Below are 22595 nucleotides of genomic sequence, written 5' to 3'. Positions count from 1 at the left end.
CGTAACCAACAGAAGCATATTCCACTTAATATAATAGTCAGTTACTTTTAAATTAAGTGGCTTGGTCGAACTATAAGTCACTCAAAAGGACAAATAACAGTTGGTTTTTTCTCCTTCGTCGCTTATTTTAACCAACTATTATTTGCCTCTTAGTGAGGCGTTAGCCGTTTGGCTTAAAATTCTAAGTTTGGAGATCACTTGACTAAAAAACCATGGGAAAGGAGGCTAAAAGATTTAGCTCACCTTCTTAATAGCTGCGCTTCAACATACTTTGAACCTGAGTTATTCAGGCTGAACCTCAACCAGTTCTTACAAACTGCAAGAACCGTCACATTCATTATTCAAAAGAATAAATCTGATATTGATGGATATGATGAATGGTACCCAGTTAATGTCATTGATAAATGGAAGAATGATCCTCTTATGACGTGGGCTAAAAACTCACGAAATACTATTGAAAAGCAAGGTGATCTAGATATGTATAGTGATGCTAAGGCAACACTATTATTTTCTTATATCGAAGAGCAGGACATAGAAATAATAACAAAGAATGAACTGCTTAGTATTAGTGTTAAAAGGTTGGTGCGTTTAGCTCAAAAAAAATTACCTTCAAGTGTTGAAGATGCCGCGGTGATCAAGTCAGAAAGGAGGTGGGTAGCAAATACTCTACAGGACTTTGAGTTGCTACATGCTTTAACTCTTATTTATGCTCGAATGTATGATTGTTGTAAAGCTTTAGGTGAATTAGTTAACTCGCCTATAGATGAGAAAATCCCTTCATCTACATCATTTGAGTCTAGTAGAGATGAAATTAGACATGTTAACTATCTTAAACTAAAGAACTTTACTAATGGTGTATTATCATACGATTCAGTTTCGTATGATGCTCAAAGTATCCCTGAAAGTGTAAAAACTCGAGTAAAGTCTATTGGCTCTAAGGAGACAATCAACAGCACTGATAGTTTAGTCGATTTTTACGCTAGATTAGCAGAAGTAACATTTTCAGAAGATGGGCATCATGTTCCCATACTCATGTTCTATGATAATAACTATAAAATAATCGACTTATTAACAACTAACTTTGAGGATCAAGCCGATAAGTTTATATTTTGGCGTTCCGCAGCTGAACGAGCAAGAATAACCAATGCTTATGGCTTTCTTTGGATAGCGGAGCTTTGGGTTAGAAACTCTAAAATAAACTCTACAAAGGCTATTCATCAAATGCCAATAGTAGATGAAAAGTTACAAATTATAGGTATAGATTCGGATAACTGTAAAAAAAGTATTTCTTGGAAGGTCTTGCGAGAAGATGAACAATCAAAACCAACTCTGGCTCAGTCAGAAGTTGTAGACCTTGATGAGGGGCAAGCATTTTATATGCGCCCCATCTTAAAAGCGATTGGCGGTGATATTAGTAAGTTAAACGGCTAACAAGTTGCTTAAACGGACAAAAAACAGTTGGCTTTTTGCTCGTACCTCGCTTATTTTAGCCAACAATTTTATTGCCGCTTAGCAAAGCGTTAGCTTTCACATCAAATCGGGTCACAAAATGGAATTTAAATCACATAAAGTCATCGTAGAGTCAGAAAACCCTTTCAAAAACGACCGATTAAACCGTAAACCTCATGTTGATAATTTTACAAATTTATTGGAGAACATAAGTTCACCTATAGTTTTATCGGTTAATGCTCCTTGGGGGCAAGGAAAAACAACATTCTTGGAAATGTTGCATGCACAATTACAAAATAATGATCATAACTCTATCTATTTTAGTGCTTGGGAAACCGACTTTGCTAGTGACCCTTTACAGGCTTTTCTAGGTGAAATAAACGAAAAAATAAAAGCATTAATTAGTGGTGATGAAGAGAAAAACAAAGCTTGGGAAACCACAAAAAAAGCAGGTGCTCATATTTTAAGAAAAGGGATACCGGCATTAATCAAAGTTGGTACCGCTGGTATTTTAGATGCCGAGAAAATAATAGAAGATGAATCATCTAAAGTAATGGAAGGCTTAACTAAAGACTTCTTAGAAGAATATACTAAAAATAAAGAGGCAATTTCTAAGTTTAAATCTGGTGTTTCTAAAGTTCTATCGAATGAAGGCGGAACACCTACTCGCTTGTTTATATTCATTGATGAGTTAGATAGGTGTAGACCAACTTATGCAATTGAATTGTTAGAAAGAATCAAACACTTACTTGATATTGAAGGCTTAGTCTTTATTTTAGCTATGGATAAAGTTCAGTTGTCCCACAGTGTCAAAGCTATATATGGCTCAGAATTTGAAGCTGTAGGTTATTTGAGACGGTTTATTGATATTGAATATACTCTACCTGAAAGTGAACTCGATGCATTTATTGATCAATTATATGTTAGCTTTGGCTTTAATGAGTTCTTCCAAAATAGAATGAAGTATAGTGAATTCCGATATGATAAGGACAATTTGAAAGATACTTTTAAATTGTTAGCGAATGCTAAAAAACTTTCTTTACGTGAAGTTGAGCAACTCTTTGCAAAAATAAACTTAGTAATCCAATCCACAGCTGAAAATACATACCTTTACCCGGCACTATTAGCATTTTTAATAATCGCTAAAGAATATCATTATGATAATTATAATGACTATATCAACAAAGGTGATACACCAGAAAAATTGATTAATGACTTGTATGCCATGGTTCCTCAATCAGAATTATTGGACTCACATCCTTGCGCTCTAATTGAAAGCTTTTTAATCGGAGCTAAATACGATGACTATAAAAATGCTGTTGGAAATTCATTAAAACGCCATGAAGATATCGAAAAGGATGAAAACTCTAGCAAAGAACAAAAGCAATATTCAGACAGAATCGTTCAAATTTCTACTAGTTTTAATGGATTCAGAAACTCAATAAATTTAGATAGCTTAAAACATAGAATAGAAATGGTAGAAGGTTTTAAGTTTAGTAGTTAAGAAAGCTAACAACACGCCCTGAGGTGGACAGCAAGCACTAAATCTCACTTTCCACCGTAAATTTTAACAGCGGTGATCTCTTACTTTTCAATGCAGTTAAGTAAGTTGATTCATCGTAGGGCGTATGTGTTTTCCAGCACCTAAATAGTATTCTTATCCACTTAAATGCTAATGATCTGATGATGGTATTATGGGGTTTTCCTTTGGCTTCTTGCTGCCGATAATATGTTTTTGCCCAAAATGAATAACGCACAAATAATTGCCCAGTCAACAAATTTTTGCCTTAAAAATTTAGAAGTAAAAATAGAACAGGCATAAAGTTTTTATATACAAGAATAAATAACAGTTAGCGAAGTATTATATTTATAGGTGAACAATAGCCAGCAATAATTGATTAGATAAAGGGTATTAAAATGGATAAAATGTCAGTTAACATAACGTCTAAACCTTTAGAAACTTACCCGAAAAAACAAATTTTAAAGGTGGTGGCTGATGACGATTCTGAAAAAGAGACAGTGCAAAAGGGAGTGGCTCAAGGCGTCCAAGTAGATATATCTGAAGAGGGGGCGGAAAAAAGTCTGGAAGATAAAAATCAAGCAGCGTTTCGCAAGTTATTAGGTAATGAAGATGTAGATCAAGCATCACAATCTGAAGGTGACCCCCTTGATGAACTAATTGCTGAAATACAAGAGAAGCTTGAAAAACTACTGCAAGAAACTGCATTGTTACGCAGTAAAGATGATGAAGAGTCGCAGGCTAAAGTGAAGGTGCTAGAAGGTGAAATTACCGGGCTTAACATTCAACTTATTGAATTATTAAAACAGAAATTAGAATCGGGTAAAAACTAGGTGTAAAGCTCTTGTAATTACCTTTAATACACTTTCCGGTTACTGCATAACGCGGTAAGTCGGGTTGTTTCTAATAAACACTACCCTTTTGTCGGATGGCGTGGCTTCGCCACTTATCCGACTTACGTCAAAAGGTAGGTTGGTTAAGCCGAAGGCGCCACCCAACAGAGTTATTAAACCTATTAAAGCGGCTTACTAAAAGGCGCTATCCCCCCTAAAAGCGAAGTCTCTCTAACCCTCTTGTGAACTAATTTGATTTAACTAACATCAGCTTTGCATCTTTCCCATCGGTTAATATTGCTACATTACCTTCAGTGGTTACAAACACATCTCTTAATCGGCCTGTGGCCTCTGGGAATATATGAGACTGGGTAAATTCACCATTAGCTAAATTTACAGCGTAGAGCTTTTTATCAACCAAAGTCGTAATTAACACATGTTTTTGTAGTGAAGGGAAAGCGGCGTGCTTAGAGCCGTAATACGCCATGCCTGATGGGGCTATTGATGGCGTCCAATTAACACTTGGTTTTTGCATGCCTGGGTATTGCGTAAAAGGTGAAATACGCGCTTGCGAATAATCCCTACCGTAAGTAATTACTGGCCAGCCATAGTTGGTGCTTGCGGTTAAGTAGTTTAGCTCGTCGCCGCCTGCGGGGCCGTGTTCGTGGCTAATAATTTGCTGTGTATCGTAATCATATACAAGGCCTTGAGGGTTACGGTGGCCAAGTGAGTAAACAGCATGGGCATTTGGGTTTGTATGGTTAATAAATGGGTTATCTGTTGGAATGCTGCCGTTTAAGTTTATACGTAATATTTTACCAAGCTGGCTGGTAATAACCTGTGCTTGCTCTCTAAAGTCAAAGCCATCGCCCGTTGAAACTAATAACGTATTGTCGGGTAGGACAAGGGCGCGCCCAGCGTAATGCTGTGGTGTGTTTTTATTGGTAGCAACTTTATAAATAATTTGCGGCTTTGAAAAACGAGTACCATTAAAGGTGGCTTTGGCAACAACAAGCTTGTTTGCGTTGGCATCGCCTTGGGCGTAGGTAAAAATTACTTCTTTGGAATTACTGTAATCTGGCGATAATACTATATCGAGTAAGCCACCTTGGCCTGCAAGGTATAAGCCCTCTAGGTTTAGTTTTACTCTTGATTGCTCATTATTTTTAATTATAACTACGTGGCCATCACGCTCTGTAATTAACCATGTACCGTTTGCTAGTTCAACCATGCTCCACGGAGACTGTAATTGTGTAGCAAGGGTTTTTGTACTGTATTGCTTTTTTGGTAACGCAGCGCCTGCATTAACAGAAAACACAAAAAGCGAAAGCAGAGTAAAAAAAGAGATACATTGTTTACGGGGTAAGCCTTTGCTAGCATGGCTTATATAAGAAAAAAACTTTATTTTAAGTTGAGATAACCATGTCATTTTTAACACGTATATTGCCCTCATTTTTAGTTTCTTGGTTATTTACATTCACACTTGCTAGCTTGTTTCATAGCCAATACGTTGTCAATCAATTAGTTAATGTAGGTGTTGTAGTGGGCTTTAGCGACCGTGTTAGTTTAACACTGGATGATTGGTTGGGCTTATTACCCACCTATGGCGCTATTATTGCCATTGCATTGGCAATCGCTTTTTTAGTTACGGTGCAGCTTAATAAAAAGGTTCAAAAATACCGTACTCAGCTATTTGTTATTGCTGGCATTGTGGCATTTGCTATGGTGTTAATTGCCATTGAATCGATTATGAATATTCATATTATAGCGGGCGCAAGAGGTTGGGGGTTTTACACTCAATTGCTTGCAGGTGCGGCCGGTGGCTATGTGTTTTCACGCTTAACAAAAACAAATATTATCTGATTTTAATTACTGCAGGATACAGGTAAGGTTTTTTATAATAGTGAATAAGGTAAAAGCCACTGTTTTTAATAAACAGTGGCTTTTAATTAGGTGTTTTTAGTTTAATTAAAAAATCAAACTAATCAGCTTGTAGCTGCTTAAGCCAAAAATAAGCAGTAATATAGGCACAGTGATAAGGTTTAATAACACAGAATTGGTGTAATTGCCCATCACCGCTTTTTGATTTACCAACCAGAGTAAATAAACAGTAATAATAGGCAGTAATAAGCCATTAGCAGCTTGGGCAAAAATGATCACGGCAACCGGATCTAACCCCAAAGAGGCAACAGCTGCGCCAAACAATAAGATAACCAGTGCTACCGATTTGAAACGGCTACTTTGCATTTTGTTAGACCAACCAAGCATTCCGCAAACTGCATAGGCTCCCGCTAAAGGAGCAGTAATTGCACTAGTTAAACCTGCAGCAAATAAACCAATAGCAAAAAAGTAATGGGCAGCGCCACCTAATAATGGCTCAAGCTGTACTGCCATATTTGCTGCGCTAACTTTACCTGCGTCGGTACCATAAAAAGCCACCGAGGCGGTAGATAAAATAGCCAAAGTGATCACTCCACCTAAAGTGATTGATAAGCTGGTATCGATATTTGTTTGCTTAATTATTTTACGTTTATCGCTATTATTGTTGTACTTTGCTGCGAGCACTCCTGAATGCAAAAATAAATTATAAGGTACTATGGTGGTGCCAATCAGTGCAAGTACAGTGGTAACAGAGCCCTCAGGCATAGTAGGAATAAAACCCGCTAGTACTTTGCTTATAGGCGGAGCAGCCATAACTAAAGTAGAAATAAACACTAAGCTCATTAAAATCACTAATAAAATGAGCGCATTTTCTACCACTTTATGTTTTCCGCTGTACAGTAACAATGCGCTAATAAAAGCAATGAGCGGCGTCCATATTTGCGCATTTATTGTCGGAAATATCTTTATTAAACCCATGCTAGCGCCACTAAGGTTACCCGCTTCATAGGCGGCGCTGCCCACGCCAATGGCGCTTATTACCAAAAAGCTAGCGAGCACTTTAAGCACTGGGGTATGAATATGCGCGCGCAGTGCTTGAGCAAGATCTTTGCCTGTTGCTACGCCAAGGCGAGCAGCCATAGATTGTAATAATATAGTGGCTATTACTGAAAAAAGTAATGTCCAGATAAGTGCAAAGCCAAAGTCTGCACCTGCTACGCTAGCAGTCGTTATGGTGCCTGGTCCTATAAAGGCTGCGGTGACTAGTAGTCCTGGTCCTAATCGCATAATTTACCTGTATGTTGGTGTTTAAAGTGTGCACCTGTATGGGCGCGCGTTTTATTACTGCCACTTAGTAAGCGTTTGCAGCCTGAACTACCTTTTATGCTACCCGCTAGTAAATAGCGTGTAAAAAAGGTCGCGTAGAATAACAGTTTATATATAAATTTAAAGAGTATAGCGCGCGTTTGCACAAAAAGAGTACAGAATTACAGAGGTAAATAAGGGATAAAGGCAACACTTGCTCAATAGCGTGCCGTTATAGTGGATGTTAAGTTATAGCCAAAGCGTAGATAGCATAAGCATTAATTTACGCCATTAAATACTTTATGGTTTGTAAACCTTTGCGTAGTGTTGCTTCATCGGTTGCATAGTTAATGCGAATACACTCGTGCTTGTGCGCCCAGCTATCGTCAATACCAATAAAAAAGTTGTGTCCAGGAATTACATACACATCTTGCTCTTTAAGCTTTTGGTATAGTGTTTCGCTTGTTATTTTTGCATCTTTAAACCACAGCCACATAAAAAATGCGCCTTCAACTTTATGCAAGTAAACGCTCATATCGGCAAATATTTCATCAAACAGTTCAATCGCTACTTGTGCTTTATTACGATAAAAAGGCAACACAACATTACGACACAGCGGCAGTAGTTCGTCGTCGTTAATTAAACGGGTAACTAAGCTTGGGCCTATACTATTTGGCGATAAAACCATGCTGCCATTTACGCGGCCAATTGCTTTAATAATTTCATTGTTTGCAACCACAATACCGCTGCGTAAACCCGGTAAGCCAAGCTTTGAAAGCGACATACATAAAATTATGTTTGAGTTCCAGGTTAGGTTTGCGTCGGTGTAAATACAGCCCGGGAATGGATCGCCATATGCGTTATCTATAATGAGTGGAATGTTGTATTGCTTAGCGAGTAAATCAAGGTGTTTTACTTCATCGTCGGTTATTACATTACCGGTTGGATTGGTAGGGCGCGACACGCACAGCGCACTGATACTGCTGTCGTTTGCTAATATTTTTTCAACCGCTTTAAAATCAATAACGTATTTAAATTGTTTAGATGTGCTACCGGTATTTAAAATTTCGATATCGGGCTTTATGGCAACAAACATATCGTCCGATAAACCTTGGTCGGCATAACCTACGTATTCTGGCGCGAGGGGAAATAAAATCTTTTTATGGCTGCCATCAGGCATTTCGCCTGCAAACATATTAAACAACACAAAAAAGTTAGCTTGGCTGCCATTACCAAGTGCTACGTTATTGGCGCTTATATCCCATGCATATTCTTTACTTAGTTGGCTTGCTAATGCAGCTCTAAACTCGTCGTTACCGGTTGGGCCGTCGTAAAGGCCAAATACTTGCGATACTTTATTACTGGCAACGAGCTTTTGTAACTCACTTAAAAAAACCTCATTTACTTGTGGTACTAATGCAGGGTTACCGCCACCAAGCATAACAATATTAGGATTGTTACTGCTTTTAGCACTGCCTAAGTCTTCCATTAACTGAGTAATGCCGTTGGGTTGTGTAAATTTAGTGCCAAAGTTTGAGTAGTTCATAATACATAGCGTTTGTAGGTAATGGAAAGGGCAGTATAGCCTAAATAAAGGGCTAAAATAGTAAGTTGAGAATTATTCAATGCGTAGTTTTAAAGGTTGTTACTGCAACCTCATTGCATATAAGCATAATAAAGCAGTAATAAAATAGGCACTGTGCTTTTTGGAGATATTTGTAAAAGATGAGGGGGTTTTTGGTTTTAATAGCGCGTAGCGATACTCAAGGGTAAAAACAAAGCGTACGAATACGTAAGCAGCTAAATTTGTAATGCTATTGTTTGATGTATGAAATTGAATTGATTTGCCATGTATGATCTTATTTTTACAAGTTTACTTAAATAGCACAGGTTTTGCCCCCCCCCCTAAAGCCTTAAAAACGATAAGCAATAGGGTATACTGCTATTACATACTTTTACGTATTCATTTAAGCAAGCATTAGGGCTAATAACTCAGCGATGTTTGTTATTTTAAAATGTACAGCAGTGGAACCTCTTTTGATAAAAAACACTCAACTAAAAATAGCCACATTTAACTTGTTTAATTACCTTGAGCCACCCAATGCATACTATGAGTTTGAGAAAATTTATACCGCGCAACAGTGGGCTAAAAAGCAGCAGTGGGTTATTGATTATTTAACAGAGCACGCACCTGATGTGATTGGTTTTCAGGAAGTGTTTAGTATTGAGTCGTTACAAGAATTAGTACGTGGGCAAGGTTATGAGCACTTTGCAGTGGTAGATACGCCCGAGGTGATTGACGACTTTATTTATAAACGCCCCGTAGTGGCAATTGCCGCAAAATATCCTATTGTTGAAGTGGCTGCGGTGCAGCACGATAATGAACTTGTAGCTACCCTTGGGCTTAGTGCTGATTTTACATTTAGCCGCAAGGTATTAAGAGCCACAGTAACTTTGCCGCACATAGGTATTACCGATTGTTATGTGGTGCATTTTAAATCTAAACGCCCAATGATTGAGGTTGATGAGCACAATAAAGCACTTTCGCCCGAAAAGAACATAATTGAGATTTTAAAAGCGAATGTAGCGGGTGGCTGGGGATCAACTATTCAGCGCGGCAGCGAAGCCACATTATTAATGATACAAATGATTGCGCGCCGCGAAGCTACGCAGCAGCCTATGATTTTAATGGGCGACTTTAATAACAGCATAGCCGATGGTGTGTTAAGCCACATGCTTACTAATACACTGCGTTTTGCACCTGCTTTTGACGCTAAAACTTACCTTGCTAAATATTGTTTAAATGATGCATGGGACTTATTTACAAAGTCGCAATTGGCAAGTGCTGAGCCACAAGCACCAACAGACGACTTGCGTGTTGATAGTGATATAGCGAGTGTTGTAATTGAGCAAGGTGATACAAATAATGTGGCTAAGCCAGCAACTCCACGCACGCCAACCCATTATTATGGCGCGAGCAGTTCAGTGCTTGACTATATTTTATTGTCTAGTGAATTTGATGCCAGCTACCATGATAGCTTTTTTGAAGTAAGTGACTATAACACTTACGATCGGCATTTAATTAACCCAGTATTTGAGCGAGACGATTTAAGTACCGACCATGGGGTGGTTATAGTTAGTTTAACTTTGAGGTCGTAGGCTATAATTTTAATGATTAATATTGCTAATAATATTTGTTTAACAATATTACTTTTACGGTTTTTAATTTAAGTATTAAGTGCTTTTATGTAAAAACGTCGGAATAAATTACTGAGTTTAAACGATAGCTTTAATTATTTGTATAACTATCAAATAATTAAACTCGGCCTAAAACTTGCCTGTTATTAATGTTAAACATCTAAAAATTGATAATCTTTAATAAAAACAAGGAAATTAACTATGACTAATATTGCACTTTCGGCGTATTTGGCGTTTTACCTGTATTTAATTATGTTGCTTGTACAGTGGGCGGTAGCAACTTTTAGCAAAGCAAAACAGCCTAATGCAGTGCCGGGTAAAATAAGTGACGACTTATCGCATGATAGTTTTATATTTAGAGCACACCGTACTTTTCACAATACCCTTGAAAATAGTGCGTTATTTATAGGAACAGTGTTGTTTGCTTTTGTAATAAATTATCAAAGCCCAATATTTGCACTATGTGTATGGATATACGTTATTGCGCGATTAATTCATATGGTGCTGTACTACGCAATTGCTACTAATAAAAATCCTAGCCCACGTAGCTACTTCTTTTTAATTGGCGTACTTGCCAATGTTGTGATGCTAGTAATGGTAGGCTTAAGGTTAATTGCCTAATACAAATTAAATAACAAACAACAATTAACCAAGAGCGAAGTTGCTTACATAGCAACTTCGCTTTTTTTGTAAACTACTTTCGCGGCACTAAATAAAAATAATGTAACCAATTGAATTTTAAATAATTAACCTGTAAATATTAAAGCTTGTACAACCACCATTCACACACTCTATTTACAATATAGCAACCATCTATGCATATATAGACCTCAGTACAATAGCCACTTGGTAATGCTGTGCTATTTTATTGTGGTGAAAAAATAATAACCAATAAATACTCACCAAAATGCGTATCAATAAAGCAGATAAATTGCTTTATTGTAATTAAAGCCAGCTGATTTATGTAATTAAAACAGGAAATGTAAAATGAAGAGTTTGTTACGGGGGTTCAACATAGTATGTATTGCTATGTTGTTTTTTTGCTCGCCAGTTTGGGCTGCGCAAGGGCAGTTAGATTTAACATCATCGAGTATTGGTTGGTTTTGTATTGGTATATTTTTAATTGCTTATACCGTGGTTATGCTCGAGGAAAAGCTACATTTAAGAAAGTCGAAACCAGTATTGGTTGCAGCAGGATTAATTTGGATATTAATAGGTGCCTATTACGTTAGCCATGATATTACTGAACTTACCGAAACTGCATTTAGGCATAATTTACTTGAGTTTGCTGAGCTTATGCTCTTTTTACTAGTCGCTATGACCTACATAAATGCGCTAGAAGAAAGAGGAGTATTTGATGCATTGCGCGCTTGGATGATCCGTAAAGGCTTTAACTATAAAAATTTATTTTGGATAACCGGTTTTTTAGCATTTTTTATCTCTCCGATTGCCGACAACCTTACCACCGCGTTATTAATGTGTGCAGTGGTAATGAAAGTTGCCGAAGGTGATAAGCCATTTATAAACATCAGCTGTATTAATATTGTTATTGCGGCTAATGCGGGCGGCGCATTTAGCCCCTTTGGCGACATAACCACGCTAATGGTGTGGCAAGCTGGATTGGTGCATTTTAACGAGTTTTTAGTGCTGTTTTTACCTGCTTTAGTTAATTACTTAGTGCCCGCAGCCATTATGAGCTTTTATGTTGCCGATAAGCACCCAACCGCACAATACGAAGCGGTTGAGCTAAAACGCGGCGCAGTGCGAATATTAGTGTTGTTTTTACTTACCATAGCCACTGCCGTTGCTTGCCATAGCTTTTTAAACCTGCCACCAGTATTAGGTATGATGATGGGGCTAGGCTATTTACAGTTTTTTGGTTATTTTTTAAGAATGACTTTACCAGGATCACTGGCTCGTAAAAGAGCCCATGCAGAGCAGTTGGGCGATCAAGAACGATTAGCTAAACTAGGCAGTGTTGTACCATTTGACGTATTTAGTAGAGTGCAACGGGCAGAGTGGGACACGTTATTATTTTTTTACGGTATTGTTATGTGCGTGGGTGGCTTAGGGTTTTTAGGTTATTTAAACTTTATGTCTGAGATGCTATACGGCAATTGGTCTACTACAACGGCAAATGTTTTTCTTGGGGTGATTTCTGCAGTGATCGATAATATACCGGTTATGTTTGCGGTGTTATCTATGGATCCTGAAATGTCGCATGGGCAATGGTTGCTGATCACATTAACTGCTGGGGTAGGCGGTAGTTTACTCTCGATTGGCTCGGCTGCGGGAGTGGCATTAATGGGGCAAGCACGCGGCTACTATACTTTTTTTGGTCACCTAAAGTGGACGCCTGTGATTGCGTTAGGTTACGGGGCCAGCATAATGCTGCACTTATGGCTTAACGCATCATTATTTTAAAGATACCAGCAAACGCCTATAAGCTATTTTTTATCACAGTAATAATACTATAAAGCTTTAATTTAAGTATTTAATGGTAGTAAAAGCGAAGGAGCATAAACAGCATCTTCGCTTTTTTTATTACTTAAATTTAAGCTGTTATAAACTAATGGCTGAGTGCTTACTGATTAAATTTTTTAAGCCAAATAAGTTGCGGTGATAATAGACGGCTAGTTAATAAAATATTGATTTATTTTATGTTTTTTTAAAGGTAAATGTTATAAAAAAGGATTTATTTTTATTGTGGCAAATAATTTGCATGAAAAAATGTTATAGTAAGGCTCGTATTAGCTATTAGGAGTCGACTTTTATAATGAAAAAAATTGCTATTTTGGGCGCAGGTCCAAGCGGTTTGGCACAATTACGTGCATTTGAAGCAGCTCGTTTAGCCGGTATTGAGAATTTACCGGAAGTTGTTTGTTACGAAAAACAAAATGATATTGGTGGCATGTGGAACTATACATGGCGCACTGGGCTAGACAGAAATGGTGAGCCGGTACATGGCAGTATGTATCGTTATCTTTGGTCTAACGGACCAAAAGAATGCTTAGAATTTGCTGATTATTCTTTTGAAGAACATTTTGGTAGACCTATTCCTTCGTATCCCCCTCGTGAAGTGCTTAAAGACTACATAATGGGGCGTATTAACAAGCAAGATATTCGTAAATACATTCGCTTTGAGTGCCCGGTTCGTTGGGTTACATTTGACGACGAAACACAAATGTTTACTGTAACGGTTATGAACCATAAAACCGGCGAGCAGGAAGTGAATGAGTTTGATTATGTTATTGTTGCTACAGGTCATTTCTCTACACCAAACATGCCTTATTTTGAAGGGCTAGAAGAGTATTCTGGTCGAGTATTACATGCTCATGACTTTAGAGACGCACTAGAATTTAAAGATTCAGAAGTTTTACTTATAGGCAGCAGCTATTCTGCCGAAGATATAGGTACGCAGTGTTATAAGTATGGCGCTAAATCGGTAACTATAAGCTACCGTACTAAAGCACTTGGCTATAATTGGCCAGACGGCATTGCAGAAATGCCACTTGTGACCCACTTTGAAGGGGACGTTGCTCATTTTATAGATGGCACTAGTAAGCGCTTTGATGCTGTGATTATGTGTACTGGGTATTTATTTCATTTTCCATTTTTACCTGACGAACTACGTTTACAAACACATAACTGTTTGTATCCGGCAAACTTGTATAAGGGTGTTTTTTGGCAGCCAAACCCTAAGTTAGTTTATTTAGGCATGCAAGATCAGTACTTCACTTTTAATATGTTTGATGCGCAAGCATGGTATGTACGCGACGAAATTTTAGACAGAATAAAAATACCAGCATTAGCAGCACGACAAGAAGATGAAAAAAATTGGTTAGCTAAGTACGATGAAGTAACGAATGTTGAAGGCTCTATTGATTATCAAGCAGCGTATATTCGTGATTTAACTAATGCCACAGATTACCCTGAATTTGCAGTTGAAAAACAGGCAGATATTCTCAAAGAATGGCAAAAAGATAAACAACAAGACATTATGTGTTTTAGGGAAAAAGCGTATCGCTCTACTTTAACAAACACCTTGGCACCTGAGCTTCCTGTGCCGTGGTTAGATGTACTTGATGATTCATTAGAATACTTTTTAGAATTATCGGCTACTCACACCATAGAAAAAAGTAAAGCGAGCTAGCACGTAATAAAACAATATTAAACCATAACGCATTTTTCGTTATGGTTTAATATTTTAAGTTTGTTGTTAATACTTAAAAAAACTATTCAACGCCAATAAACCCACCTGTTTGATGTGCCCAAAGTGCAGCGTAAATCCCATTCTTAGCTATTAACTCATCATGCGTGCCTTGCTCAACAACACCGCCGTTATCAAGTACGATAAGCCTGTCCATTTGCGCTATGGTTGATAGCCTGTGAGCAATAGCAATTACTGTTTTATCTGTCATTAAATCATCAAGACTTGCTTGAATAGCGGCTTCTACTTCTGAATCAAGCGCGCTGGTGGCTTCGTCGAGTATGAGAATAGGGGCGTTTTTAAGCAGTACGCGCGCAATAGCAATACGTTGGCGCTGCCCACCCGATAAGGTAACGCCACGTTCGCCTACTTGCGCGTCAAAGCCTTTATTACCTTTGCTATCAACTAAGTCGGTTACAAACTCTAGCGCTTTAGCTTGCTTGGTGGCATCGATCATTTCGGCTTCAGTGGCATCTGGTCTGCCGTATAAAATGTTGTCTTTTACTGAGCGGTGCAGCAGGGAAGTGTCTTGAGTTACCATGGCAATGTAACGGCGTAAGCTTTCTTGGCTCACATCGGTAATGTTTTGGCCGTCAATTTTTATACTGCCAGAGTCGGTGTCGTAAAAGCGTAGTAGTAAATTAACTAGCGTTGATTTACCCGCGCCAGAGCGACCCACTAAGCCAATTTTTTCACCGGCTTTAATATTTAAGTTTAAACCGTTAATAACTGGGCCACGCAGCGTTTCACTCGCTGCTTTGCCGTAGTTAAAGTGCACATTGTTAAATTCAATTGCACCTTGGCTAACGTTAAGAGTGCTGGCATTGGGTTTATCGGCTACTGCAATTGGGTTAGAGAGGGTTTGCATGCCATCGGCCACGGTGCCAATATTTTCAAATAAGCTGCTTATTTCCCACATGATCCACTGCGCCATGCCGTTTAATCTAAGGGCTAAACTTACCGCAACGGCAATTGCTCCTGCGCTAATGGCACTTAGCGACCACAAGTAAAGTGATACCGCAGTGACCGAAAACACTAATAAGTAATTTAAAGTTTGAATAACAAAGTTGAGGCTGGTAACTAAACGCATTTGCTTGTACACCGGCTGTAAAAAAACATCCATACTTTGTTTTGCGTATTCTTCTTCGCGTTGGGTGTACGAAAATAGTTTAATGGTAGCAATATTAGTGTAGCTGTCGACAATGCGGCCGGTCATTTCTGAGCGGGCATCGGCTTGTGAGGTAGCCACTTTTTTAAGACGCGGTACAAAGTAAAGTTGAATGCAAATATACAAAACAAGCCAAACAAGTAAGGGTAACATTAAGCGCCAATCGGCCTCGGCTACTAAAAACAACATAGAGCCAAAATAAACGATTATGTACATTAATACGTCGAGTAGTTTTGTTACAGCTTCGCGCACAGCCAGAGAGGTTTGTAATACCTTGGTGGCGATGCGTCCGGCAAATTCATTTTGATAAAAACTAACACTTTGGCGCAATAAATATCTATGTGCTAACCAGCGAATCGACATGGGGTAATTGCCCAGTAATGCCTGGTGCAAAATTGCAGAATGAAAAAACACCACTACAGGCAGCACCACAAGGAGCATAAGGGCCATTTTTGTCAGCTCGGACTGCTGCTCTACAAAGAGTGTTTGTGGTGTATAAATTGCCAGCCAATCAACTAGTTGCCCCATATAGCTAAATAGCGATACTTCTAAAATAGCGAGCAAGGCGGCACTTAACGAGAGTAGTGCTAGCGACAGCCCCATGCCTTTGGTGTAATGAAGACAAAACGCAAGCAGCGTGTTAGGTGGCTGCATTGGTTTATCTTGTGGGAACGGCTTAGTAATGCGCTCAAATAGTCGATACATTTTAATAGCTTAAATGGCAAGTAATTGCAGCTATCATAGCATTTTTGTGTTTTTAAATGCAGCTTAGTAGAGGCTTAATTACTCATACTCTAAGGTATAATTAATATTAGTAAGCATTAAAACAATACTAAGATTGCTATTATCAGCCGTTATTGAACAGCCCCATTAAGTTTTATTTTGCTTCTATATGGTAAATAGTATTTATATTGCTATGCAAGTTTGGCGCTATGCTTTGCATTACTGTTGAGGCTTGTATTGCCTCTACCGTTATATGCTTTAACGACAGGTTACTTAGTATAAGAACAATGTTTTTGTATTCAAAAAACTCTATAAGTGCAATACAGTTAAAGTAATGGCGTAACAATACTAAAGTAGTTTGTAATTCTTGCCCTGTTTTAGGATTTAGGTTAATGATTGCCTGGCCGCTTTTATTAATGCAGTGGTTAATGGCGTGCCAAAACGACTCGCTTTGAATAAACGTTTGGTGGTGCTCGCCACTAAATATATCTATGTAAATTAGGTCGTATTGTTGAGTGCATTGACTAATAAATTGCTGAGCACATTGCAAGTGCACAGTATGATCACTGGGTAATTTAAAAAATTGCTTAGCGATACTTATAACATCAGGGTTTATTTCTACACTTTCAAACGTATCAATTAAATTACGGCGGCTAGATTCAATGTGTTTAAGTGCGCGCTCTATTGCTGCAGTGCCTAAGCCCAAATTTAAAATACGTAGCTCACTAACCGGGGCTAATAAAAATAACAACATGCTTTGATATATTGGTACACATAATAGTTCAGGCCGGGCTTTACTCATTACTCCTTGAAGGGTAGAGCCTAGCGGCGGATCGTTATTAAAAGTGAGCCATCTATAATCTTCATTTTGATAAACGCGTACCGGACCAAACTTACTGTCGGTATGATAGATTTGATTACTGAGCTTGGTATCGTTTTTTAATTGGCGCATAAAGTTTTTAATAAATAAAAACCCTAGTGTGGCATAAATAAAATAACTATATTACTAAATATTGTAGTTGCTAATTATTTGGCTTAATTAAACCTTTAACCTGTACTCTAGCTTACTTTTTTGTGGTGCCTACCGCAAAAGTATTGCGCAATAAGCTTACTTGCGTAATGGTGATTATAATAAAAATAAGGAGCTATAAATGCTTAAAACACCTTTTAAAATAACAACAAAATTACTTAGCGTGAGTACCCTTACAGCTGCTTGTTTTGTGGGTTTAACTTCGCAAGCATTGGCAGCGGGCGAGATTAAATACACTGATCAACAAAAATTGCATGCTATAGCCGGTGATATTTCAGCGCAGCGTATTGGTGGCGATATTCAAACGCTGGTGGATTTTGGTACGCGCCATACATTATCAGACACTAAATCGGAAACCCGTGGCATTGGTGCAGCAAGGCGCTGGATAAAACAAGAGTTCGAAAAAATATCAGCACAATGCGGCGGATGCCTAGAGATTATTGAAGTAAAAGACACTATATCGGGCGAAAAACGAATTCCTGATGCAACCGAAGTGGTTAATATTGTCGCTATTCAGCGCGGTATAAGCGAGCCTAACCGTATGGTAATAATGTCGGGCGATATAGACTCACGCGTAAGCGATGTGATGGATTTTACTAGCGACTCGCCGGGGGCTAACGATAACGCCTTTGGTGTGGCGGGCGTAATAGAGGCGGCGCGTGTATTGAGTAAACATAAATTTAATGGCTCTGTGGTGTACGCGGCGCTGTCGGGCGAGGAGCAGGGTTTATTTGGTGGTAAAATTTTAACCGCTTATGCGCAAAAACACGACTGGCAAGTACACGCAGTACTAAACAACGACATGATAGGCAATATTACCGGGGTTAATGGCGTAACCGATAACACCACAGCGCGGATATTTTCTGAAGGTACGCGCGTAATAGAAACTAAAGAGCAAGCACGAACGCGGCGCTTTACGGGGGGCGAGGTTGACTCAGCTAGTCGTAACTTGGCGCGTTACATAGATACCATTGCCGACAGATACATTGCTAATTTAAATACTATGTTAGTTTATCGGTTAGACCGATTTGGTAGAGGTGGGCACCATAGACCTTTTAATGACGCGGGCTTTGCTGCAGTGCGCATTATGGAAACAAACGAGCATTACGATCGCCAGCATCAAGACTTACGCATTGAAAACGGCATTGAATATGGCGATACGATCAAAGGCGTTGATTTTGACTATGCGGCCAAATTAACCGCACTTAATGCTGTAAGTTTAGCGTCGATGGCGTGGGCACCAGCCCCTCCTAAAGACGTGAAAATCGCGGGTGCGGTAACGGCTAATACGCGTTTGTCGTGGCAGGCATCTAAAGACAATAATATAACCGGTTATCGTATTTATTGGCGTTATACCAGCGAGCCACAATGGCAGTTTAGTAAAACCGTGGGTAAGGTTACTCAAGCTACACTTAACAATGTAGTAATTGATAATTACTATTTTGGTGTTGCAGCCATTAATAAAGAAGGGATTGAGTCGCCGGTGGTATTTCCGGGGGATGTGGGCTCATTCGATCATAATATTAAAATAGTTAAGTAAAGCTTATAAATTTGGCTAAAAACCAGGCAAACAGCGGGTTTGAGGCTAAAAAATACTATTTTTGTACTTGCACCTTATTTGTTAAGCCCTTAAAGTGTTAAAAAAGAAGTAAAAGGTTATTAATAATGACACAACAAGAAAAAAAACCGTTAACAGCACAAGAACAAGCTCAAGTAGAGCAGCAAAATATATTATGGCAGCGTGAATGCTTTCAAAACGCACAAAAGCATTTAGCTGAAAAAGGCATTATGCCTAAAACGTTGATTGAAAAAGACAGTCGTTTTTTAGCCCCATTTTGTGCTCTATGGAAATTTAAGGCGCAAAACGGTAAAAACTATTGGGTAATTACCGGTCGTTTACCAACTGATCATGCTGAAGTGAGTGCTGCAAAAGATGCTCGCGATGCAATACGTTATTTTTCACTGCAATGGCAGTTAAAAGCTGATCAAATAATGCAAACAGGGGCGAGTGATAAAACCAAGGTTGATTTTGCCAATTTACTGATCAATCGTGCCCATGGTTTATACGAAATGCACGAAAATGAACAACTGTGGGCTAACGAGCCTAAATAAGTTTAATATGTTTGTATAACAAATTAAAAAGCGAGCTACTTTATTTATTGTAGCTCGCTTTTTAATGCGTTAACGTAAATGGACGAGTTTCAAAGCTGGTAACAGGGCATTGCATTCGTAGCTTTGCAATGCCAGCCTCCATGAATACATTGCCTTGTTGGCTAAAGCCATTTTGTTTAAATAATTCAACTTCTTCTAAAATGCAGTTAATACTCAGTACTTCAATATTTTGCTCTGCAGCAAGTGCAACAATAAAGTTAAGTAGGGATTTGTAAACATTGCGATTGCGGTGGGCGGGTAATACAGCTATACGGCCTATAAGGCCATCGCTACACAGCCTGCCTGTGGCTACAGGAGACTGTGTGTCGTTGGTAATACAGGTGACAAGAATATGTTGGGCAAGTGGGTCTAGGTTGTCAAATTCAATATGTTTAGGAATATGTAACTCATAAACAAATACACGCTCTCTTATTTGCTGCAGTAGCGTTTTTTGGCTGTGCCAATCGACCTGTTCTACCCGGTAGTCCATAATACACCTCTAATTGAACCAAATACCCTCATTAATTAGTGTAGTGAATATTTCAATAAAAACTAGGCTTGGGGCCGTGTTTTTTAGCTGTTGCGCATTAAAACCTGTAAAATCAGTAAGTAACTTAACAGCATTCAAGTCACTATTTGGTACAGAGTAGTTTTCTCCGTTAACACTTACTAATAATTCATCAGCTGTTTGCTGATATATAGCACGCGTTCCACCTAGGCGTTCAAAGCTTATGTCGTCACTGTTTATTGCATCGGCTATTTGCGCCGCATTAAACGGTTGCTCAACAGGCATTAAGTCCATATCGTGCTTTGGTTGGCTTAAAGTTGTGCCAAGCCATTGTTTAAATAAGGTGTGGTCGTTTAGTAATGCCTGCATTAGCACTTTTACTTTATCAACCTCAGTATCGCTCAGCTCGCCCTTAGACTCTCTTAATGTAAGGTTGTGGTCGGTGTAACGCTTTTGTCCGCTTTCGGTATCAATAATATGATCGGCAAAGCTAGAGAGTAAATCTTGTTGATTTGGCGCTCTAAAACCCACCGAATAATTAAGGGCGTTTTCTACGGCATAACCTTCGTGCGGGCAACCTGGTGGAATATATAAAATATCGCCTGGTTCTAAAATACAATCAATAACCGCAGTAAACGCTTCTACTTGCAATAATGTTTTATTTTGGGTGAATTGTTTAAGGCTAGGATCTGGCAGGCCTACTCGCCAATGGCGTTTGCCTTCACCTTGAATAATAAATACATCGTATTGATCTAAATGCGGGCCAACACCACCGCCAGGCGTTGAATAGCTGATCATTAAATCATCTATGCGCCAGTTTGGGATAAATCGAAACGGCTCTAGCAGCTGTGCTGCATCGTTATGCCAATGATCAACCGCTTGTACTAATAAAGTAGAGTGTTGCTCTGTAAGCTGTTCAAAGTCTTCAAACGGCCCTTGGTGCGATTGCCATTCATTATTATGATTAGTAACAATACGCGACTCTATGCTGTCTTCCATTGCAAGGCCTGCAAGTTCATTCGCATCAAGCGGGTCTTGAAAATTACTAAAACCTTGTTTAATCAAGAGTGGTTTTTTTTGCCAGAACTGAGTTAAAAACTCTTGCTCTGATAAGTCATTTATTTTTAATTGATACATACAGTGGCCCTACAAATTAGTGCAAGTGGTATTAAAACAAAAAAAGCGAAAGGAGACCTTTCGCTTTTTCATTGATTTTAGTTTAGTTATTAAACTAAATCATCAATAAACTCAACAGCGCGGCCAATATAATTAGCAGGTGTTAGTTTTTTCATTTCTACTTTAGCGTGTTCAGGAAGGTCTAAACCATCGATGAAGTCTGCCATTATTTCTTGGTTTACACGTTTGCCACGGGTTAAGTCTTTAAGCTTTTCGTATGGCTTTTCGATACCGTACTTACGCATAACTGTTTGAATTGGCTCTGCTAGCAGTTCCCAGTTTTGATCAAGCTCTTCTAATAAACGTTGCTCGTTTACTTCAAGCTTACTTACACCTTTAAGTGTTGATTGGTATGCAATAAGTGCATAACCCATACCTACACCTAAGTTACGTAATACCGTTGAGTCGGTAAGATCACGTTGCCAGCGAGAAACAGGCAGCTTTTGTGCAAGGTGAGAAAAAATAGCATTTGCTAAACCTAAGTTACCTTCTGAGTTTTCAAAATCAATAGGGTTAACTTTATGTGGCATTGTTGATGAGCCAATTTCGCCAGCAATGGTTTTTTGCTTAAAGTGATTAAGGGCAATGTAACCCCACATGTCACGATCAAAATCGAGCAGTATTGTGTTAAAACGGGCAATAGCATCAAAAAGCTCAGCAATGTAGTCATGCGGTTCAATTTGTGTAGTAAACGGGTTTAGAGTTAAACCTAGGCTTGATACAAATTTGTCTGCATGTGTGTGCCAATCGTAATCTGGGTATGCACTAAGGTGAGCGTTGTAGTTACCTACAGCACCGTTAACTTTACCTAGCATTTCTACTTGTGCAATTTGGTCGCGTTGACGTTTTAAGCGCATGTAAACGTTAGCAAACTCTTTACCCATAGTAGACGGTGTAGCAGGTTGTCCGTGCGTACGTGTCATCATAGGGATTGTTTTGTACTCAATCGCTTTTTCTTTAATTGCGCTAAGTAACTGATCGCAATATGGTAGTAATACATTATTGCGTGCTTCAGTTAGCATTAAACCATGAGATAGGTTGTTAATGTCTTCAGAGGTACATGCAAAATGAATAAATTCGTTAATTGCATGTAGTTCTGCGTTATCGGCTACTTTTTCTTTTAGAAGGTATTCAACCGCTTTAACGTCGTGATTTGTTGTGCGTTCAATATCTTTAACGCGCTGTGCATCAGCTTCGCTGAAGTTATCAACAATGGCGTTTAGTAATGCATTAGCTTGTTCGCTAAATGCAGGGACTTCTTTAATATCGCTCGCTGCAGCTAACGCTTGCAACCAACGCACTTCAACGGTTACGCGGTATTTGATTAGCCCAAATTCGCTGAAAATACTGCGTAGTTCAGTGGTTTTGCTGCCGTAGCGACCATCCACTGGAGAGATAGCCGTTAACGCTGAAAGCTCCATAATAACTCCTAAATTTTAGTTTG

Annotated in this window: 18 protein-coding genes and 1 pseudogene; 10 read left to right on the top strand and 9 right to left on the bottom strand. The window is 38.8% G+C overall.

From position 1 onward, the window contains the following. The first annotated feature begins 198 nt into the window (after positions 1-198). A complete protein-coding gene (locus I6F41_RS07175; protein ID WP_197108009.1) occupies positions 199-1431 on the top strand; it encodes a hypothetical protein in 1233 nt (410 codons plus the stop codon). 118 nt (positions 1432-1549) lie between these two features. Then, positions 1550-2953, top strand: a complete 1404-nt coding sequence (locus I6F41_RS07170; protein ID WP_197108007.1) for a KAP family P-loop NTPase fold protein — start codon at positions 1550-1552, stop codon at positions 2951-2953. Positions 2954-2990: 37 nt separating this feature from the next. Here I6F41_RS07170 and I6F41_RS18010 read toward each other — a convergent pair. Further along, positions 2991-3249: pseudogene (locus I6F41_RS18010) on the bottom strand (IS110 family transposase); the annotation flags it as partial. Between the two features lie 117 nt (positions 3250-3366). Here I6F41_RS18010 and I6F41_RS07165 point away from each other — a divergent pair. Then, positions 3367-3801, top strand: a complete 435-nt coding sequence (locus I6F41_RS07165; protein WP_197108005.1) for a hypothetical protein — start codon at positions 3367-3369, stop codon at positions 3799-3801. Positions 3802-4048: 247 nt separating this feature from the next. Here I6F41_RS07165 and I6F41_RS07160 read toward each other — a convergent pair whose 3' ends face one another. Continuing rightward, complete coding sequence (locus tag I6F41_RS07160; RefSeq protein WP_197108004.1) at positions 4049-5239, bottom strand: PQQ-dependent sugar dehydrogenase; 1191 nt, start codon at positions 5237-5239, stop codon at positions 4049-4051. Here I6F41_RS07160 and I6F41_RS07155 point away from each other — a divergent pair. Continuing rightward, positions 5224-5664, top strand: coding sequence for a hypothetical protein (locus tag I6F41_RS07155; RefSeq protein ID WP_058373532.1), 441 nt, complete (start codon positions 5224-5226; stop codon positions 5662-5664). The two genes, I6F41_RS07160 and I6F41_RS07155, sit on opposite strands and share 16 nt — an antisense overlap. A gap of 105 nt (positions 5665-5769) precedes the next feature. Here the strand turns inward: I6F41_RS07155 and I6F41_RS07150 are convergent, their stop codons facing one another. After that, positions 5770-6969 (bottom strand): Nramp family divalent metal transporter, encoded by a 1200-nt coding sequence (locus tag I6F41_RS07150; protein WP_197108002.1) that lies wholly within the window; start codon positions 6967-6969, stop codon positions 5770-5772. A gap of 301 nt (positions 6970-7270) precedes the next feature. Further along, entirely contained in the window at positions 7271-8533 is a 1263-nt protein-coding gene (locus I6F41_RS07145) for a valine--pyruvate transaminase (protein WP_197108000.1), read from the bottom strand. A gap of 530 nt (positions 8534-9063) precedes the next feature. Between I6F41_RS07145 and I6F41_RS07140 the strand changes: the two genes are divergently transcribed. The 4 genes from I6F41_RS07140 to I6F41_RS07125 all read left to right on the top strand — a co-directional run bounded on the left by I6F41_RS07140 (position 9064) and on the right by I6F41_RS07125 (position 14338). Beyond that, complete coding sequence (locus I6F41_RS07140) at positions 9064-10146, top strand: endonuclease/exonuclease/phosphatase family protein (protein WP_197108014.1); 1083 nt, start codon at positions 9064-9066, stop codon at positions 10144-10146. A gap of 240 nt (positions 10147-10386) precedes the next feature. After that, positions 10387-10806 (top strand): MAPEG family protein, encoded by a 420-nt coding sequence (locus I6F41_RS07135; protein WP_011328379.1) that lies wholly within the window; start codon positions 10387-10389, stop codon positions 10804-10806. 366 nt (positions 10807-11172) lie between these two features. After that, complete coding sequence (nhaD, locus tag I6F41_RS07130) at positions 11173-12609, top strand: sodium:proton antiporter NhaD (protein ID WP_197107997.1); 1437 nt, start codon at positions 11173-11175, stop codon at positions 12607-12609. 352 nt (positions 12610-12961) lie between these two features. Next, positions 12962-14338, top strand: a complete 1377-nt coding sequence (locus I6F41_RS07125; protein WP_011328377.1) for an NAD(P)-binding domain-containing protein — start codon at positions 12962-12964, stop codon at positions 14336-14338. Positions 14339-14420: 82 nt separating this feature from the next. Here I6F41_RS07125 and I6F41_RS07120 read toward each other — a convergent pair whose 3' ends face one another. Continuing rightward, complete coding sequence (locus tag I6F41_RS07120; protein ID WP_197107995.1) at positions 14421-16268, bottom strand: ABC transporter ATP-binding protein; 1848 nt, start codon at positions 16266-16268, stop codon at positions 14421-14423. A gap of 172 nt (positions 16269-16440) precedes the next feature. After that, positions 16441-17238, bottom strand: coding sequence for a spermidine synthase (locus I6F41_RS07115; RefSeq protein WP_197107993.1), 798 nt, complete (start codon positions 17236-17238; stop codon positions 16441-16443). A gap of 199 nt (positions 17239-17437) precedes the next feature. On the opposite strand from I6F41_RS07115, the gene I6F41_RS07110 reads away from it, so the two are divergent. Further along, positions 17438-18856 (top strand): M28 family metallopeptidase, encoded by a 1419-nt coding sequence (locus tag I6F41_RS07110; protein ID WP_197107991.1) that lies wholly within the window; start codon positions 17438-17440, stop codon positions 18854-18856. 125 nt (positions 18857-18981) lie between these two features. Continuing rightward, positions 18982-19428 carry a DUF4826 family protein gene (locus tag I6F41_RS07105; protein ID WP_011328373.1) on the top strand — a complete coding sequence of 149 codons (447 nt, stop codon included), beginning with the start codon at positions 18982-18984 and terminating at the stop codon, positions 19426-19428. 61 nt (positions 19429-19489) lie between these two features. Here the strand turns inward: I6F41_RS07105 and I6F41_RS07100 are convergent, their stop codons facing one another. From I6F41_RS07100 to purB, 3 genes are all read right to left on the bottom strand, one after another. Beyond that, positions 19490-19957 carry a GNAT family N-acetyltransferase gene (locus I6F41_RS07100; protein WP_197107989.1) on the bottom strand — a complete coding sequence of 156 codons (468 nt, stop codon included), beginning with the start codon at positions 19955-19957 and terminating at the stop codon, positions 19490-19492. 9 nt (positions 19958-19966) lie between these two features. Next, positions 19967-21112, bottom strand: a complete 1146-nt coding sequence (locus tag I6F41_RS07095; protein WP_011328371.1) for a cupin domain-containing protein — start codon at positions 21110-21112, stop codon at positions 19967-19969. Between the two features lie 89 nt (positions 21113-21201). Beyond that, positions 21202-22572 carry an adenylosuccinate lyase gene (gene purB, locus I6F41_RS07090; RefSeq protein WP_011328370.1) on the bottom strand — a complete coding sequence of 457 codons (1371 nt, stop codon included), beginning with the start codon at positions 22570-22572 and terminating at the stop codon, positions 21202-21204. Positions 22573-22595: the final 23 nt, after the last annotated feature.

This window comes from Pseudoalteromonas sp. SCQQ13, from assembly GCF_015864415.1.
In the GTDB taxonomy this organism is placed as follows: Bacteria; Pseudomonadota; Gammaproteobacteria; order Enterobacterales; family Alteromonadaceae; genus Pseudoalteromonas; species Pseudoalteromonas nigrifaciens.
Note: the sequence above shows the minus strand (reverse complement) of the source record. Positions and strands in the feature narration are given on the sequence as shown.

Excerpts from the sequence above, each read along its gene's own strand:
- I6F41_RS07170 (WP_197108007.1), top strand. The coding sequence starts at position 1,550 with ATGGAATTTAAATCACATAAAGTCATCGTAGAGTCAGAAAACCCTTTC.
- I6F41_RS07165 (WP_197108005.1), top strand. The coding sequence starts at position 3,367 with ATGGATAAAATGTCAGTTAACATAACGTCTAAACCTTTAGAAACTTAC.
- I6F41_RS07155 (WP_058373532.1), top strand. The coding sequence starts at position 5,224 with ATGTCATTTTTAACACGTATATTGCCCTCATTTTTAGTTTCTTGGTTA.
- I6F41_RS07150 (WP_197108002.1), bottom strand. The coding sequence starts at position 6,969 with ATGCGATTAGGACCAGGACTACTAGTCACCGCAGCCTTTATAGGACCA.
- I6F41_RS07145 (WP_197108000.1), bottom strand. The coding sequence starts at position 8,533 with ATGAACTACTCAAACTTTGGCACTAAATTTACACAACCCAACGGCATT.
- I6F41_RS07135 (WP_011328379.1), top strand. The coding sequence starts at position 10,387 with ATGACTAATATTGCACTTTCGGCGTATTTGGCGTTTTACCTGTATTTA.
- nhaD (WP_197107997.1), top strand. The coding sequence starts at position 11,173 with ATGAAGAGTTTGTTACGGGGGTTCAACATAGTATGTATTGCTATGTTG.
- I6F41_RS07125 (WP_011328377.1), top strand. The coding sequence starts at position 12,962 with ATGAAAAAAATTGCTATTTTGGGCGCAGGTCCAAGCGGTTTGGCACAA.
- I6F41_RS07120 (WP_197107995.1), bottom strand. The coding sequence starts at position 16,268 with ATGTATCGACTATTTGAGCGCATTACTAAGCCGTTCCCACAAGATAAA.
- I6F41_RS07115 (WP_197107993.1), bottom strand. The coding sequence starts at position 17,238 with ATGCGCCAATTAAAAAACGATACCAAGCTCAGTAATCAAATCTATCAT.
- I6F41_RS07110 (WP_197107991.1), top strand. The coding sequence starts at position 17,438 with ATGCTTAAAACACCTTTTAAAATAACAACAAAATTACTTAGCGTGAGT.
- I6F41_RS07105 (WP_011328373.1), top strand. The coding sequence starts at position 18,982 with ATGACACAACAAGAAAAAAAACCGTTAACAGCACAAGAACAAGCTCAA.
- I6F41_RS07100 (WP_197107989.1), bottom strand. The coding sequence starts at position 19,957 with ATGGACTACCGGGTAGAACAGGTCGATTGGCACAGCCAAAAAACGCTA.
- I6F41_RS07095 (WP_011328371.1), bottom strand. The coding sequence starts at position 21,112 with ATGTATCAATTAAAAATAAATGACTTATCAGAGCAAGAGTTTTTAACT.
- purB (WP_011328370.1), bottom strand. The coding sequence starts at position 22,572 with ATGGAGCTTTCAGCGTTAACGGCTATCTCTCCAGTGGATGGTCGCTAC.